Here is a 16,604-nt window from a genome sequence, read left to right as displayed (position 1 = left end):
AGCACATGAGAGGAGTCGTGTCGGTACCTGGGCATGTGGCAATTCTGTTTGCTCTGCTTTTCCTGGCCGGTTGCGTCGGGTCACCTGCTACCAGCCGTTCAGCCGATGACATCGTGGCGATGCCGTTGACCAACACCTATTGGCAGCTGTTGAGCATCGGGGGTGAACCGGTGTCAGAAACCAACGCCGACCAGAAACCCCACATTCTGTTTCTGGACGACGGCCGGGTAAGTGGCTTCAGTGGCTGCAATCAATACATGGGTAACTATCAGGTCACGGGTGAGAACCTGCTGTTTGATTCCATGAGCAGCACTCGCAGGGCCTGCCCGGATAATCAGACGGAACAGTTGCTGTTCGCGGCCCTGGCGAAGACCGTTGGTGTCAATCTCGAAGGCATCGAGCTTCGGTTGTTGGGTGAAGCCGGCGAAGAGTTGGCAGTGTTCGAAGCCTCACGGATGAAATAAGGCGCCGGTCGTCAGGCGTCAGACAGACAGTCGGTCATGAAGCCCCTGAATTCGATCACCAGCCGCGCCAGGCTGTTTTCCAGGCGGTGTCCGTCCGGAAGTACCAGCAACGGCAGCTTCTGCTCCCGTGCCAGCTCAATCACCGGCATCGGCAGTACCACATCGTCGTCCCAGCCGTGAATGATCTGGGTGTGCCGGGCTTGAATCCGGGGGCTGGATTGCGGATACGCCGACATCGCCAAAGCCGGCGCCAGAAGGAAGCACCCCAGTACCGGTGTTTCTGCACTGGTGCGAGCACACACCCAGCCTCCCATGCTGGACCCGGCCAGGATGGTTCTTTCCGGGTCGGCACCCGCCTCGGAGATGGCTTCTCTCATCTGTGTGAGGCGTTCGGCGGGATCTTTCGTGCGGCGATGATCCACGGCAATCGCGGTTACACCGGGAAAGGTTTCCGCTTCGGCTTTCAGCGCCTGTACTTTGGTGCCTCCAGGGCCACTTTCCAGGCCGTGGGACAGGAAAACATGAAATTCGGGCGTGGCCATGGTTGTCTCCGGTAAGAGGTCAGTGTCGGGTGGCGGCCAGGATATCCAGCGCGTGCCGCCGTTTCTCGGGGTCGTACAGATCCACGGTAAACATCAGTTCGTCCACGTCCACAGTCTGCAATAGTCGCTCCAGCTGCTCCCGGAGAGTGTCCTCACTGCCCAGCAACTGCAGCGACAGGAAGTCCTTCACGCCTGCCTGCTCACCGCTGTTCCATAAACCTTCCATGGACTTGACCGGGGGGCGCATCCACAGTGGTTGTCCTCGGAACAGGGAAAGAATGCGCTGGTAACTGGTGGTAGCCAGGAACTGGGCCTCCTCGTCGGTGTCCGCTGGCACGGCCGGAACGGCCAGAATCACATAGGGTTTGTCCAGTTGATCCGAAGGCTGGAAGTTGTCCCGGTAAGTCTGGATCGCCTCGCGGTAAAGCCGGGGCGCGAAGTGGCCGGCAAAGGCGTAGGGTAGCCCCCGCATCGCGGCAAGCTGAGCGCTGTAAAGGCTGGAACCCAGCAGCCAGATGGGCACATTGGTGCCGGCGCCGGGAATGGCCTTGACCGGCTGCCCCGGCTGGAGTGGCCCCAGCAAAGACTGCAGACGCGCGACATCCTCGGGGAACTGTTCTGCCCCGAGGCCGTCCCGGCGCAGCGCCCGGCTGGTTATGGGGTCGGTGCCCGGAGCTCGGCCCAGGCCAAGGTCAATTCGGCCGGGATAGAGGCTTTCCAGGGTGCCGAACTGCTCGGCGATTACCAGCGGCGGATGGTTGGGCAGCATGATACCCCCGGACCCTACCCGGAGAGTGCCGGTAGCACCGGCAATGTGCCCGACCAGTACGGCCGTTGCGGAACTGCTGATGCCTTCCATGTTGTGATGCTCGGCCAGCCAGAAGCGGTTAAAGCCCAGGCTTTCCGCATGGCGGGCGTAGGCCACGCTGTTGGCCAGGGTCTGCCCCACGGAATCGCCTTCGCGAACGGAGGCCAGCTCAAGAAGGGAATAGACAGGGAATTGGGCGCTGGAATTCTGCGACATTGAATGCTCCGGGTTTGAACTATCCGGCAGCATAACAAAAACCGGCCCGCTATGAAGCGGGCCAGGGGATGGTTGCCGTTACGGTGCTGGTGGCGTGTAGGACTGGGTCGAGTAGTCATCCATCGCGGGTTTGCTGATGGTGCCCTGCTCGCTGACGTAGTCCACGAAGGACTGGGCGTAGTCGAGGAAGGTGTCCTCCGAGCGGCCGTCGTCGGTGACGGTGCCGAAGGTCACATAACCGTCCCGTCCGCCACCGGTGAAACTGTTGGTGACCACGTTCAGGGTTTCACCATCGGTGAGGGCGCGCCATTGGGTCTCGTCGCGGCCTTTCACTTCGATGTTGTACAGTTGGTCACCCTCGGCGCGGTTCATGTCCACGTTCCAGCGTAAGCCGGCGGCGTAAGGGTAGGCACCGGTGGAGCCATCGGGCGCATGGGCAAAGGCGACAGCTTCGTTCAGCACCTGGCGGATTTCGGCGCCTGTCATGGTCAGATCGACCAGGGTATTGGCAAACGGCAACAGGGTATAGCCGTCGCCGATGGTGATGTCGCCGGCCTCAATGTCCGTGCGTACGCCGCCAGCGTTCTGGATCGACACATCGGCATTCTTGCTCTGGAACAGGAAGGCCTGGGCTACCACATTGGGGATGTCACCCCCATGCGCTCCTGTCGTGCCTGCACAGCTGGGCAGACTGCTGGTGCCCTGGCCGGGAATGCGCTCCAGGCAGAGGTCTTCGGTTGCGGTACCCACCACCTCATTGCGGAAGGTGTCCAGTTGCTGGGTGTAATTGGCCAGGGCGTTTGCCACGGTGGCGTCTTCGGTGACGATGCTCAACTGCGGAGCAGATTCGACGGCGTCCATGATCGCCTGCAATTCCGCACCTTCGGGTGTGTATTCGTTACCACCGCCGTCTTCACGGACAATGTCGTCGCCCAATAGCAGGTGAGGCACACCGACACAGGATTCCACCACGCCGTCTGCGTTCCATTGAACATTGAGTTCACCCACCACCTGGGAATACTGCCAGGCCTGCGCGACACAAACCTTGTCACCGTCGGCGTTGGTCAACTCGGTGGGATAGGCTCCGGAGGACGTCAGGCCGAAGTCGTCGAAGTCACCCAGCAGGGAGTGGGAATCGCCGCCAATGATCACGTCCACACCGGACAGGGCTCCGGCCAGTACCAGATCATTTTCGTACTGGTAGTGAGTTAGCAGGATGATCTTGTTGACGCCATCGGCCTCCAATTCGTTAATGGCTTCCTGGGCGCTCTCGGTTTCGTCCAGGAATTGTGTGGTGTCCAGCGGGCTGGAGCTGTTCCGGGTCTTGTTGGCGATGTCGATGCCGACAATACCCACTTTCTGGCCGGCGACCTCCTTCACCACATAGGGTTTGATGTAATCGTCAACAGCGGTCGGGGCCAGGGGAGTGCCAACCTGGGGCACTACGTTGGCTGCCAGAACCGGCGTCTGGCAACTGCCGCTGGCGAGGAAATCCAGGAACTTCTTCAGGCCTTCATCGCCACGGTCGAACTCGTGGTTGCCCAGCGCAAAGGCGTCGAAACACACCAGGTTCATCAGCTCGGCATCGGCTTCACCTTCGTAGGAGGTGAAGTACAAAGTGCCGGTGATGGCATCGCCGGCGTGCAGTTTCAGCACATTATCCAGGGCCATCTCACGCTCGGCGATCTTGGCGGCAACTCGGGGGAAGCCCCCGGCGGAGAACTCGGTTTCCTGCCCGGCGATGGTCAGGGACTGCGAGCCGCTTTCAAGGTGTGAGTGGTGATCGTTGATGTGGAGAACGTTCAGGCTCAGCGGGCTGGCGGTGTTATCGTTGCTGCTGTTGTCGTCATCGTCGCTGTCACAACCGACCAGTGCGACGAGAGGGAGTACTACCCAGGCTGACTTACGGATCATTTCCTTGCTCCTGTGTTTGATTTATCCCCCGCATGTTCCGCTTCCCGGATGTCAGTGATGTGATGCTTTTGTTGCCGAAATAAGAAACGCCCGCTCGGAGGCGGGCGTTAACGGGTACAGCTCGTTGTCAGCGCGTGCGAGCTGCTTCCAGAATGGCCTTCAAATCCTGAAAGTTAACCTGCCCATCCATGTTGACGTCATAGTGCTCAACGGAGGCCTTGCCGAACAAGCGTGCCAGGATGAACCGGGCAACGTCGCGGCCGTTGATGCGGCCATCGCCGTTAAGGTCGGCTCGGTCGAACAACGAAGCGGAGTCCATGTTCAGGGCGATAATCACCGGGTCATGATCGGAGGCGCGATAACTGTCTGGGGCGTAGAAGCTGGCCTGCTGTTCCGGCGACTTGAAGTCGGTGTTGTAGTCGAGGGCTCGGGGCTCATCCGCGTTAATGTGCCACACCGCGGTGTCGGCCACTTTCGGCGCCAGTGAGGTGTTGGCAAGGCTGTGGTCGAGGTAACCGGCCTGGCCGAAGAACACGTAGGAATATGCGCTTTCCCCATCCGCCTGAGCGACCAGATCGGTATAGCCGTTGTTGGCGAGTGCGCGGATCGGGTCTTCTTTGGCGTAGGCATTCAGGTCACCGATGATCAGTACGTCTTCCTCGCCAGTACCGGTGGGGTCTGAGGCCAGCCAGCTTACCAGTGCGTTTGAGGCCTGGGTGCGAGCCGGGTTCCAGCACCCCTGTCCGTCACCCTGATCAGCGTTGGCACCGTCGGCGCTGCCACAGCCCTTGGACTTGAAGTGGTTAACGGCAATGACCACCGCATCGTTGCTGTCGGTAGCGCGGAAAGTCTGGGCCAGCGGCTGGCGGTTCAGATCGTCAAACGGCGCGGTGGCGAGTGTTGCTGCGTCACCAACGGTTTCCACCCGGTCGGCGTTGTAGAGGAAGCCCACCGCGATGGCGTCTCCGCCCAGCTTTGGCAGGCCCGGGTCAACGTAGGACCAGTTGCCGCCGAGGCTGTCTGCCAGTTGCGCAATCGCGCTGTTGTCGCCGTAGCCGTCGTTTTCAATTTCCATCACGCCCACGATGTCGGCGTTCAGCGCGTTGATGGCACTAACCAGCTTGGCTGTCTGACGGCTCAGCTCTTCAGCATCATCGGCGCCGCGTGCGGTGGGGAAGCCACCGCCCATGCCATCACCGTTGAAATAGTTCAGTACGTTGAAGGAGGCAACGATCAGGTTGCCGCTGTCTTCCAGTTCGGGGCTGGGGTTGCGCGGGTTGCTCTGAGTGAAGCTGGGAGCTGACAGCGGCTGCAGGCGCCACTCGGAAAACCGATAGTCGAGCACCCCGATCAGGTCGTTCACGGTGTCACCGGCGCGAACGGTGGCGGTTGCACTCAGTTCTGGTGATGGATAGGGCACCATTGCCGGGTTCTGGCGATTGCTGCCGTCATCCAGGATCAGCCGGTCCAGGGCATTGAGCTCTTCGACAGTCGCGGCGTCTTCCCCAGGCTCTGCGACGCTGGTTGGAATGAAGTGCCGGCCACTTCCCAGGGTCAGGCTGCCAAAACGGCCCAGGTCGTAGTTGTCGTTGACGGTTAGCGGCTCGTTGAAGCGGACGCGCATGGACTCAAAGGCTTCCGGGGCATTGGCGGAGGCCCAGGGCAGTGTGATGTTGATGGGGGCTGGAAGTGGCGCCGTGCCACAGTCGGCAAGGTTCGTCACATTGGTGAGTTCGGTCAGGTTGCCGAATTCGGTGACCTCGCCGGCGATCCTCAGACGCTGGCCGACCGTGACGCTCTCGCCCGGCGCATAGACAAACAGACCTTCTGACGTGCTGGGGTTGCTATCGCGCTGGTCCGCCGCGGCTTCAATGTAAAAACCACCCAGACCGTCATCGCCGTTGAACGCGGCGGTTACGATGGCCTCCACAACCAGATTTTCATCGTCAAGCGGGCTGACGTCACCGGCGCCCTGAATGTCGGAGATCAGGCTTGCGGGATTACCACAGGCCATATCCGGCAAGCCGGGGTTGCCTGGTTCCGCACTGGCCACCGGCCCGGCATAGGTGGCGATGGCACTGGCAATGGCGGTAGCAAATGCACACTGTTTTATCGTCATGGTTCTTTCCCTGATTGGTCATTGAAGTTGTCGGGGGCGATCGGCGCCGCCTGTTCCAGTCTGGGAAAGGACTGTGACGAGGGGATGTTGGTTTTATGAATCAGTCATTAATGATATCGATATCCATTTGCATTTGAGGCACAATTATCCGCTTTCGAAAAGGCTTCTTCGCATCATCAAGGAACATATGTGACGACATCCACGCTTGCCAAACGCCAGCTACCCACGGGCATCTGGATCCTCGGCTTTGTCAGCCTGCTGATGGATATTTCATCGGAGATTATTCACAGTCTGTTGCCGATCTATCTGGTTTCCGTTCTCGGCGCCAGTGCTCTGATGGTGGGGCTGATCGAAGGCGCGGCGGAAGCGACAGCGCCTATCATCAAGGTGTTCTCGGGCGCGCTGAGTGACTACCTCGGTAAGCGCAAGGGGTTGGCTGTTATAGGGTATGGTCTGGGCGCATTGACCAAGCCCGTGTTTGCCCTCGCCCCGGGGCTGGGGTGGATTCTGGCAGCCCGGCTTACTGATCGTGTGGGAAAGGGGATCAGGGGGGCACCACGCGACGCATTGGTGGCCGATCTCGCAGCCCCTGAAATACGAGGGGCGGCCTATGGCCTGCGCCAATCCCTGGATACCGTAGGGGCTTTTATAGGTCCGCTGATGGCGATCGGACTAATGCTGCTTTGGCAGAATGATTACCAGGCGGTGTTCTGGGTGGCGGTGGTACCCGCGGCGTTGGCAGTGTTGTTGTTGGTGGTTGGTATTCGCGAACCGGAAAAGCCCATTACCGAAAGGCGTACCAATCCCATAAGCCGTGCGAGTTTGAGGCGGCTGAGCCGTGCCTACTGGGCTGTGGTGGCAATTGGTGCCGTGTTTACCCTGGCGCGGTTCAGCGAAGCTTTCCTGTTGTTGCGTGCCGAAGACGGTGGACTAGGCGTCGCCTGGCTGCCCGTCATTCTGGTGGTCATGAACATTGCCTATTCTTTGTCGGCCTACCCGTTTGGCAAGCTGTCTGATCGTATGGACCATCGGCAGTTATTGATAATGGGGCTGGTGGTATTGCTCATAGCGGACTTGGTGCTGGCGCTGGGTAACCACTGGCTTTGGACGCTTGTCGGCTCTGTTATCTGGGGTCTGCACATGGGGATGACACAGGGGCTGCTCGCGACGATGGTTGCTCACACTGCACCGAAAGCGCTGCGAGGCACAGCGTTTGGCTTTTTCAATCTGGTTGGCGGTGTTGCCCTGTTTCTGGCCAGTGCGGTTGCGGGACTGCTATGGACCTGGGCTGGCCCCGCGCTTACGTTTTACGCTGGCGCCGCCTTTTGCCTGCTGACCATTGGCTTGATGATGTGCCAGGGGAAGCCTGCCGTGGAACCGACCTAGGCCCACCAGGCTGGCAGCAGGTTGCGGATCTGCGGTTGCAGGAAGCGGTCATCGATCAGCCAGATCACGCCGGTGTCCTCCGGCGTTCGGATAACCCGGCCGGCGGCCTGGGCGACTTTCTGCAGGCCGGGAATCAGGTAGGTATAGGCGTGGCCGGCACCGAAGCGTTGCTCGAGCCGCTGGCGCAGAATTTCATGCCAATTGTCGAAGGGCGGCAGGCCGAGCGTTGCCACGAAAGCGCCGATGAGGCGGTCGCCGGGCAGGTCGATGCCCTCACTGAACACGCCCCCGAGTACGGCCAGGGCGACGCCGGTATTGTCCTCATGGAAGGCCTTGAGAAACGCCGTGCGCTCCTCTGCGGACATGCCGGGGCGCTGGGCTCGAAGCGGCAGGTCGGGCGCCTGTTGCAGAAGAGTCTCTTGTACCCGGTTGAGATAGGAAAAGCTGCTGAAAAACGCCAGGTAGTTGCCGGGCCGCTGCTGGTATTGCCGGTGGATCAGTTCCGCGATGGGCGTCAGCGAGCGTTCCCGGTCCGGCCGCCGGGTGCTGATGTCCGGGGTGAAATTCACCTCAAGCTGGTCGCGGGTAAAGGGGCCCGGCAGGGAGCGGAAGCAGGTGTCCTCCGGCATGCCCAGCAGGTCCCGGTAATAGACACCAGGCGACAGGGTCGCGGAAAACATCAGCGTGCTGTCGGCGGCTTCGAAGCGCGGGGCCAGGAAGTCCGCCGGGATCAGGTTCTGGATGGTGAGTCTGGCCTTTCCCCTCGCCGGCCTGATCAGCTCGCACAGGGAATGATCGCCAAACACCTCCGCCAGTTTGGTGAAGGCCAGGCTTTCGAACAACAGTTCCTGCAGGACAAGGTCCGGCGGATGGTCCGCCAGGTAGTCGGTAATGGCGGAGACCAGTCGATTCAGAGCGCCGGTCAGTGAACCCGGAAGATTGTCCAGTATCACCGGCTCACGGCTGATGTCGGGGCAATGGTCGCGGATCACCGATTGCCACGCCCGAGACACGCCATCGAGTTTTGATTTCAAAGCCTTGGGCGACTGTTTCCGAACCCGCAGCAGATGTGCCTGGCTCAGCTCCACGGAGTACATGCCGCGGGCGCGGTCCACCAGGTTGTGAGCCTCGTCGACCAGCAGGCTGGCTTTCCAGTCGTTCTGCCGAACCAGGGCATGGAGCAGGGCGGACTGGTCGAACATCCGGTTTACATCGGCCACCACCACATCGCACCAGCGGGCCATTTCCTGCGCCAGAAAATAGGGGCAGATACCGTGCTGGCGGGCAATGTCCGCCAGTACCATCTGGGTCAGGGCGCCGCTGTGATTGGCGGCGTCCTTACGGGCCGCCGGCAACCGGTCGAAGAAGCCCTTCGCCAGCGGGCAGGCGTCCCCATGGCACGCCTTGTCCGGGTGCTCGCAGGCATGATCCTTGGCCACCAGTTCCAGGGTTCGCAGGGGCAACGGGCCGGGTTGCTTTTCCCGCAACAGGTGAACGGCATCGACGGCCAGTTGCCGGGCGGTATTGCGGCTGGTCAGGTAGAACAGGCGGTCCTGTCTGGCCGTGGGCATCGCCATCAGGGCCGGGAAAAGGGTGCCAAGTGTCTTGCCAAGGCCGGTGGGTGCTTCCAGCAACAATGTCTGTTGACGGACGCTGTTCCTGTAGACGGTTTCCGCCAGGGCGCGCTGCTGAGGTCGGAAGTCCGGGAAGGGAAAGGCCAGGTTTTTTAGCGCCAGATCCCTTTCATGCCGGTGATTGGCTTCCTGTTCAGCCCAATCGCTGTAGTGTTCACAGAGATGTTCCAGCTCCTGCCACAATTCCTCCGCGAAGGCCGTTTCGGTGATGGGGGTTTCCTTGTCCTTGCCGACATCGTAGTAGATCAGGGCGAGATCGATCTGGCTCAACTTTTCCTGTCGACACAGTAACGCTCCGTAGGCCCGCAATTGTGCACGGTGTAGATTGCGCTGGGCTTCCCGTACCCGGGACAGGTCACCGCGGTGGGTCTTGATTTCCTCCAGTCGGCCGGCGATCGGGTCGTAACCGTCGGCCCGCCCACTGACCATCAGTTTGCCGCATTGGCCGGCCAGGGCCACTTCGCTTTGATACCTCGGGCCGCGACGGGCCTGCACCGCACCGTGGCCGGCAATGCCTTCTTCCGACGTGGGCGCCGGGGTGTAGCGCAGGTCCAGATCGCCCTTGCGGGCGGCGAATTCACACAGCGTTCGTACCGCGACGTTGAGGTCGGTCATCGGTCGGTCCAGCGCACATAGCAGACGGAGACGGGAATGCCGTGGTCAACGCAGAACTCAAGCCATCGGGTCTGATGATCCTGCAGGCGGTCGCCAGGGCCTTTGACCTCGATCATTTCATAGCGCCGGTTTGGATCGTTGTGGTCGGGCCGAAAGCGGATCAGGTCAGGAAAGCCGCTGCGGTGTTCGCGCAGGTTGCCCAGCAGGCGCCGGAACATCCGCTCCAGGTGTTGGGCCGGGATGCACGTCAGCGCCATTTCAAGCAATTCCTCCGAGAGTATTGGCCAGATCACAAACGGCGACGCGATGCCCTGTTTTCCCTGCCAGGTATCGCGGATTCGGGTTTTGTAATTGTCAGAGGCCAGCGTGCCGAGGCAGTCGTCAAACAGTGCCTGACGACGTTCTACAAAATCCTCCCGGTACAGGTCCACCGGCCCGGTGTGAAAGGGATGGAAGAATGCGCCGGGCAAAGGTTCGAACAGGGCGGGCCAGCAGAGCAGGCCAAACAGGCCATTGATGAGGGTGTTTTCCACATAGGCAACGGGGGTGTCGGGTTCGCTCAGGTGTTGCATGGCCGCCCACTCCACCGAGTGGCCGTCCGGATTGTCCAGTTCCAGGGTGAACGCCGTCAGTTGCGGGCGTTCGCTTTGCTGGGGTAGCGCCTCTCCCAGTTTCTTCGCCAACCGCGTCAGGATGCGTTCGAGTCCGCGTTCCTCGGCGCCAAACCTGGGTTCGTCGGTGGCGGCCTGGGCAATCTTCCAGGCCTCGTGGTGTTGCTTCAGCCGTTCCAGAAGGCGTAGCTGGCGCAGCCGTGATTCGCGGTGCCCACTGAGGCGATAGGCCTTCAACGCCAGCTCGGTGTTACCGCCGCGCTCCGCCAGCTTGCCCAGTTCGAACAGCAAGCGGCCGCGCCGGCTTTCCAACCAGGCATTCTCATTGGCCGTGGGGATGTCCTGCCATACCGTTTCTGGTGCCTCGCCCTGATCCAGGCGTTCCCGGCAGTGGTGCATCACCAGATAACGATCCACGTCGTCACGTTTGTCAAAAGCCCGGGACTCGGCAGAAAGCGGTACCTGTTCATACTGCTGGTGGCCCAGCTCCACCAGTACGAAATCGGACCAACTCTGGCGCAGGTTGCCGAAAAACATCAGCCGCAGTCGGTCAAACAGGGCCATGTGGTTCAGGCGGATTACCTGTGTGGAGACGTCTGGTAGCCAGAGGTCCACAGGAGCGATGTCGGGATGCAGTGGAATCAGGGTGTCTTTCAGAAGACCCTTGGCGGCCGTCGCTGGCAGGCCGGCCGCTGAGATCTGGTTAGCGAGGGCAGTGCGAAGCTCGCCGAGCGTGAACAGGCGAAACAGCTCGGCAAGGGGAACGCTCGGATTGTCCTCAATCCAGCCTTTGGTGGCGAGCGCGCTCACGGCGTCATTCACCGGTACACCGATCTCCGGGTAGTTGAACTTCTCCACCCGGAACAGGTCGCCGGTGCGCATGACCATACGAGCCAGCAGTGCCCTTGCCGGCTGATCCAAGCTCAGCAGGCCATCTACCTTTCCGATTTCATCGGCGGTCAGCAGATCGCTGTGAAAACGCCGGACCCAGCGCACCACTGTCTCGAAGTTCTCAAGATAGTACAGCGGATTGTCCAGGTCCGCGGTGCCGGGAATGTGAGTCTGCTGGTCTGATGCGAGGGGCATGGCTGGGCGTCAGATATCCACGACAATCGGTGGGTTCAGCGGCTTGAACTGGCCGGTGCAGGTGCTGGCGTTGACATGCAGGCAGTCATTCAGCATTTGCTGGCCATAGCTTTCGTGGATATGCCCGAAGATGTGGAGTTTGAGCGTAAGCCGTTCCAGCTCCCTGGCCAGATCGCTACAGCCTACCGCCAGTGACTCGTTCACCTTATCGAGGATGCCTGCTGGCGGACCATGGGTGATAAGAACGTCAGTGTCTGACGGTATCTGTGCCCAGCGCTCCGCAATGGGCGCTCCACGCTCGAGGTTGAATGCCCAGTCGAAAAAGATCGGTGTCCAGGGGCTGCCCCAGAATTTCAGTCCTTCGATGTCGATGCTTCTGTCCCGAAGGTAAACGGCGTTCCTGATCAGTGCTTCGGCGTCTGCAGGCTCATCCTGCAGGCACCAGTCGTGGTTGCCGGCAATCAGGATCTTGTGGCGGTGGGGCTGTTCGGAAAACCAGTTGTCCAGGTCCTCGAGTTCCTCAAGGGTGCCCACTCCCAGGCAGTCGCCGGCGTGGATCAGCACGTCGCCATCGGGCACCACCACCTGGCGGTGCATGCTGTGGGTATCGGATATGCAGACCAGTCTCATGATGGCTCGCCGGGTTCGTCGGGACTATAAAAAACACCATGGCGTCCGGCACCAGCGGAAAACCGGCCGGCGCCCTCGATGGCTTCCTTGAACACCACAGGATAGCCGCCAGCGCCTTCCGCCGCCAAGGCTTCGGACAGTTCCAGGTCCCACTGGTGAATGGCGGAGTGTCGGTCGGCGCGCAGGCACTTCTGCGGGAACGCTGCAATGTCGGCGGCAAGAGCTTCTGCTGCGTATCGCGCCTGTCCATCAGGCACCACCCGATTTGCAAGCCCCATCGCCTTGGCTTCTTCCGCATTGACCGGTCGACCGGTCAGAATCATATCCATGGCGTTGCCGTGGCCAACAATGCGTGGCAGGCGCACGGTGCCTCCATCGATCAGCGGTACCCCCCAGCGGCGGCAGAACACGCCGAAGGTGGCGGATTCCTCTACGACTCGCAGGTCACACATCAGTGCCAGCTCCAGTCCCCCGGCCACGGCGTAGCCGGATACGGCAGCGATCACCGGCTTCGACAATGACATGCGGGAAGGGCCCATTGGACCGTGGGCTGTTCCGGTTGGCTCGATCTCGTTGCGGCGCTCCGGATCGCCGACGGCTTCCAGATCGGCGCCGGCGCAAAAATTGCCACCCTCGCCCCAGAGCACAGCCACCTTGAGGGTGTCATCAGCCTCAAAGTCGGTGAACGCCTGGCGCAGGGCGTTGGCAGTTTCGCGGTCGACGGCGTTTCGTTTCTCCGGGCGGGCGAGAACAATGGTCAGCACATGACCGCTGGCTTGAGAGTATACGGATGGGGGTGTCACATGGCCTCCAACGAATTATTGTTGTCGGGCCGTTTCAGCTAACGCTTGTCTCCGGCGTCAGTCTTCCGAATTCTGCCCGGTTCCGGCCCTTGTCCTTGGCATTGTATAGCGCCGCGTCGGCTTCGATCATCATATCTGCGAAGGTTTTGTGATGGCCGGCTTTTTCAACACCTCCTATGCTGGCGGAGATGTACAGTGGCAACCCGTCTATTTCCTGGCCGTTGGTGGCGATGGTGTCCAGCAGACGGCGGGTGATGATGCGCACGTCGTCATCACCGGTGATGCGAAGCACCATCGCAAACTCTTCTCCCCCGACACGGCCAATGATGTCGTCATCCCTGAGTTCGTTTTTCAGCGTGCGTGCGACCAGGCGGAGGGCGTCATCTCCGGCTGCATGTCCCCAGCGGTCGTTGACTTGTTTGAAGTGATCCAGGTCCAACATCAGTACGGCCAACTGCGTCTGGGACTGTGTCGCCTGGTCAAAGGCCCGGATGCCTTCCCGGAACAGGGAGCGGCGGTTGTATAGCCCGGTCAGGCCGTCGCGCTCCGCCATCACTCTCAGGCGCTGTTCGGAATGGGTAAAGGCCAGCAATGGCAGTGCCAGGGTCGTCGCGGTAGCCAGCAGAATATGGTTGACGAGGATTAACTGCAGCACGAAACCGGTATTGGCCTGGTTCAGGCCAAGCCAGTCCATGCCGATCACCAGTGCCTGGGACATCATCAGTACCCCATGCATGGTAAACAGCACTTTCAGAATCCTGACGGGCAGTGACGGTGTGGTATCCAGTTTCGACAGGGTGTAGACCGCAAAAATGAAAATGGCGGCCGAGAACAGGGCTGTTAGCAGGCGGGCATTCAGCGGATCGCCTTGGAAGGTGAGCAGCAGGATCAGCAGATAACAGGCCGCGGATAAGCGCAGAGCATGGCGGGAGCGGCGGGTTTTACGCGATGCACTGCCGGAGAAGCGCTGCAGGCCCGCCAATACCAGCAACGGGGAAAGGCCGAGAAACAGGTGAGCCAGGAACACGGTGATCCAGGGCGTATCGATAAAGGCGCGTGTACCTGCGAACAGGGTACCCACCGCGAAGGTCATACACGCCAGTGCCCACAACCGGAAACAATGCTGGCGGGAACGCAGCCGGAAAATGGCCCACAATAACCCACCGATCAATAGATTGATCGCGACAGAAAGCAGCAGCAAAGTCGGCAGGTGAACGGTAAATCCCATAGTCATCCCTGGTGACGGATTTTCGCAGTTTCACAGAGTACGCCCCCAGGGACGTTACGATCAGTAAGCTTTGTGTGTCGTTTCTTAGTGCATAAGCTAACAGGGAGCAGCCGCAGCCGCCAGCGCCGGCAGAGCGTGGCTGGCGGCTGGCCGTTTGGTTATGCGGCTTTCAGTGTCTTCATGTCGATCACGAAACGGTACTTCACATCGCCTTTCTTCATGCGCTCGTAGGCTTCGTTGATGTTTTTGATGTCGAGCATTTCCACGTCACAGGTGATGCCGTGATCGGCGCAGAAATCCAGCACTTCCTGGGTTTCGGGCATACCGCCGATGAGAGAGCCTGCCAGCACGCGGCGCTTGAATACCAGGCCGCCGGCTTCCAGGGGCGGATCGACCGGTTCCAGTAAGCCCACGAGGATGTGGGTGCCGTCGAACGTCAGGCAGTTCAGGTACGGATTCAGGTCATGCTGTACCGGCACGGTATCCAGCATGAAATCGAAGGATTCGGCGGCCGCTTCCATCTGGCTGTCGTCGGTGGAGACGACAACATGGTCGGCGCCCTGTTTCTTCGCCTCGGCCACCTTGCTTTCGGAGCGAGTGAAGATGGTGACCTCCGCGCCCAGGGCCTTGGCGAATTTCACGCCCATATGGCCGAGGCCGCCCATGCCGATAACGCCCACTTTGTCGCCAGGTCGAACGCCGTAGTGGCGTAGTGGGGAGTAGGTGGTAATGCCTGCGCAGAGAATGGGGGCGGCGGAGGCTGGGTCCAGCTTTTCCGGGACTTTCACCACAAAGCGCTCGCTGACCACAACCCGGTCGGAATAACCGCCGTAGGTGATGGAGCCGTCATAACGGTCCTCGCCATTGTAGGTGGCGGTCATGCCTTCCAGGCAATACTGTTCGAGGCCGGATTCGCAGGCGGAACAGCTACGGCAGGAATCCACCATGCAGCCTACGCCGACCGTATCGCCCACCTTATAGTCTGTCACGTCGGAGCCAACAGCAGTGACACGGCCAATGATCTCGTGGCCGGGAATTACCGGAAACTGCGTGACGCCCCAATCGTTCTGGGCGAAGTGGATATCGGTGTGGCAGACCCCGCAGTAGTCAATCTCAATGGAGACATCGTCCGGGCGCGGTTCGCGCCGTTCGAAGCTGATGGGGGCCAGCTTTGAGTCGGCTGATTCAGCTGCGTAGCCTTTTGCAGTCGCCATGGTCCGTGTTCCTTCTTAGTCGGTAAATGTTCAAACCTGTACGCAGTAACTCCGGGTGTGAGTCAGTTTTTCAACCGCAAGTTCCTTTTATGAAAGGAATATCATCAAGGGTTAATGACGATGGGTGTGGCGGTAGTCGGTGGGGGACTGGCCCATGACCTTCTTGAACAGTCGCGAAAAATAATAGTTGTCGTCATAGCCCAGAAGGCTACTGATCTGGGTAAAGGAGTGGTCCGTGGTGTCCAGTAACTGGCAGGCCTGTTCCACTTTCAGGTGCAGGAAATGCTGGATCGGGGAGACGCCGGTCAGGGCCCGGTAGCGGGTGGCAAAGTGTGCGGGTGAGAGCCCCGTCAGGTCCGCCAGTTGATTGAGCGTGATGCGCTCATCCAGATGCTCGCGCATGAAGTTATGAATGATGTCCAGGTCTGGCTGCTGCGCCTGGCCGGCCTCGCCGACGCTCAGCGGAACGGCCGCCAGCAACTGGCGTAGCCGGTTGGCCACATGGACCAGGCCGGGGGTGCGGAAACCGGTCTGCCGTACCGAAAGCAGGCCGTTGAAGTCCACCAGCAATCGGGGTTGCCGACCGATGTGCTGAACGCGGATGCCGTCGGTAAATCCCATGTGTTCCCGAAAGTGTTCCGCCAATGGGCCTGCATAGTGCACCCAATGAATTGTCCATGGGTTCTCCGGTGCGGCGGTGTATCGGTGGGCGGCGCCGGCCGGTATCAGCACCAGGTCGCCCGCCCGTATCAGGCAGGGTTCGTCTTCGACATTCAGGTAGGCTTCCCCCTCCGTGCAATGGATCAAAAGATCGTCATTGTGGTGCTCCCGGTGCATGTGGTGGCCTGCGGCGCGGCGATAGTGACCGAAGGCGAGCGGGTACAGGTCGCGGGTCAGCGGATGTCGTGACAGGCCGCGTATGACCGGGTCAGGGATGACATAACGAATGCTGTCCGGCGGTACGGGCCACTGTGATGTTTTGGTCATCGTAGGCGCCTGTTTCATGATGGATTCGAAAGATAGTCCATCATGGTCGAAACTTAGTCAATCATTAAGCGGCAGAAGGCTGTGCTAGGATCGATGACAACCATAGGGCACAGGCCCAAAGACCTACAACAATGACAGGGAATATTGCTATGAAAAACGTACCCCTTTATATCGGTGGTGAGTTCGTCCAAAGCCAGACTGAGCAGTGGATTGACGTTACTGACCCAGCTACCAATGAAGTGATTGCCCGTGCACCCTGCACCACCGACGCCGAGATGCGTCGCGCTATCGACAACGCAGGCGAAGTGTTCAAGACCTGGAAAGAGGTCCCGGTCTCCGAGCGCGCC

At 60.4% G+C, this 16,604-nt stretch carries 14 protein-coding genes; 3 read left to right on the top strand and 11 right to left on the bottom strand.

What is annotated here, in order from left to right; translation table 11 throughout:
- Window positions 1-5 precede the first annotated feature (5 nt).
- Window positions 6-464 carry an META domain-containing protein gene (locus AXW11_RS11390; protein ID WP_075195423.1) on the top strand — a complete coding sequence of 153 codons (459 nt, stop codon included), beginning with the start codon at window positions 6-8 and terminating at the stop codon, window positions 462-464.
- Window positions 465-475: 11 nt separating this feature from the next.
- Here AXW11_RS11390 and AXW11_RS11385 read toward each other — a convergent pair whose 3' ends face one another.
- The 4 genes from AXW11_RS11385 to AXW11_RS11370 form a co-directional block, all read right to left on the bottom strand.
- On the bottom strand, window positions 476-1,006 hold the full coding sequence (locus tag AXW11_RS11385; RefSeq protein WP_075195422.1) for a YqiA/YcfP family alpha/beta fold hydrolase: 531 nt from the start codon (window positions 1,004-1,006) through the stop codon (window positions 476-478).
- A gap of 19 nt (window positions 1,007-1,025) precedes the next feature.
- Window positions 1,026-2,030: an LLM class flavin-dependent oxidoreductase gene (locus AXW11_RS11380; protein ID WP_075195421.1), complete on the bottom strand. Its 1,005-nt coding sequence runs from the start codon at window positions 2,028-2,030 to the stop codon at window positions 1,026-1,028.
- A gap of 78 nt (window positions 2,031-2,108) precedes the next feature.
- Window positions 2,109-3,944: an NAD nucleotidase gene (gene nadN / locus AXW11_RS11375; RefSeq protein ID WP_075195420.1), complete on the bottom strand. Its 1,836-nt coding sequence runs from the start codon at window positions 3,942-3,944 to the stop codon at window positions 2,109-2,111.
- A gap of 127 nt (window positions 3,945-4,071) precedes the next feature.
- Window positions 4,072-6,063, bottom strand: a complete 1,992-nt coding sequence (locus AXW11_RS11370) for an ExeM/NucH family extracellular endonuclease (protein WP_083637190.1) — start codon at window positions 6,061-6,063, stop codon at window positions 4,072-4,074.
- A 189-nt stretch (window positions 6,064-6,252) separates the two neighbouring features.
- On the opposite strand from AXW11_RS11370, the gene AXW11_RS11365 reads away from it, so the two are divergent.
- Complete coding sequence (locus AXW11_RS11365) at window positions 6,253-7,449, top strand: MFS transporter (protein ID WP_075195419.1); 1,197 nt, start codon at window positions 6,253-6,255, stop codon at window positions 7,447-7,449.
- On the opposite strand, the gene AXW11_RS11360 is transcribed toward AXW11_RS11365, so the two are convergent.
- The 7 genes from AXW11_RS11360 to AXW11_RS11330 all read right to left on the bottom strand — a co-directional run bounded on the left by AXW11_RS11360 (window position 7,446) and on the right by AXW11_RS11330 (window position 16,257).
- Window positions 7,446-9,698, bottom strand: a complete 2,253-nt coding sequence (locus tag AXW11_RS11360) for an ATP-dependent DNA helicase (RefSeq protein ID WP_075195418.1) — start codon at window positions 9,696-9,698, stop codon at window positions 7,446-7,448. The genes AXW11_RS11365 and AXW11_RS11360 overlap by 4 nt on opposite strands.
- Window positions 9,695-11,395, bottom strand: coding sequence for a VRR-NUC domain-containing protein (locus tag AXW11_RS11355; RefSeq protein ID WP_075195417.1), 1,701 nt, complete (start codon window positions 11,393-11,395; stop codon window positions 9,695-9,697). The genes AXW11_RS11360 and AXW11_RS11355 overlap by 4 nt, the downstream gene beginning before the upstream one ends.
- Before the next feature lie 9 nt (window positions 11,396-11,404).
- Window positions 11,405-12,025: a metallophosphatase domain-containing protein gene (locus AXW11_RS11350; RefSeq protein ID WP_041333624.1), complete on the bottom strand. Its 621-nt coding sequence runs from the start codon at window positions 12,023-12,025 to the stop codon at window positions 11,405-11,407.
- A complete protein-coding gene (locus AXW11_RS11345) occupies window positions 12,022-12,828 on the bottom strand; it encodes a crotonase/enoyl-CoA hydratase family protein (RefSeq protein ID WP_075195416.1) in 807 nt (268 codons plus the stop codon). Before AXW11_RS11345 ends, AXW11_RS11350 begins: the two co-directional genes overlap by 4 nt.
- Window positions 12,829-12,862: 34 nt before the next feature.
- On the bottom strand, window positions 12,863-14,056 hold the full coding sequence (locus AXW11_RS11340; RefSeq protein WP_075195415.1) for a GGDEF domain-containing protein: 1,194 nt from the start codon (window positions 14,054-14,056) through the stop codon (window positions 12,863-12,865).
- Between the two features lie 158 nt (window positions 14,057-14,214).
- Window positions 14,215-15,270 (bottom strand): NAD(P)-dependent alcohol dehydrogenase, encoded by a 1,056-nt coding sequence (locus AXW11_RS11335; RefSeq protein WP_075195414.1) that lies wholly within the window; start codon window positions 15,268-15,270, stop codon window positions 14,215-14,217.
- Window positions 15,271-15,381: 111 nt separating this feature from the next.
- Window positions 15,382-16,257 (bottom strand): AraC family transcriptional regulator, encoded by an 876-nt coding sequence (locus AXW11_RS11330; protein WP_041333627.1) that lies wholly within the window; start codon window positions 16,255-16,257, stop codon window positions 15,382-15,384.
- A gap of 149 nt (window positions 16,258-16,406) precedes the next feature.
- Between AXW11_RS11330 and AXW11_RS11325 the strand changes: the two genes are divergently transcribed.
- Window positions 16,407-16,604 (top strand): aldehyde dehydrogenase family protein (locus AXW11_RS11325; protein ID WP_286792293.1); only part of this gene is annotated, 198 nt, incomplete at its 3' end.

The organism is Marinobacter sp. Hex_13 (genome assembly GCF_001566815.1).
Lineage (GTDB): Bacteria > Pseudomonadota > Gammaproteobacteria > Pseudomonadales > Oleiphilaceae > Marinobacter > Marinobacter salarius.
Note: the sequence above shows the minus strand (reverse complement) of the source record. Positions and strands in the feature narration are given on the sequence as shown.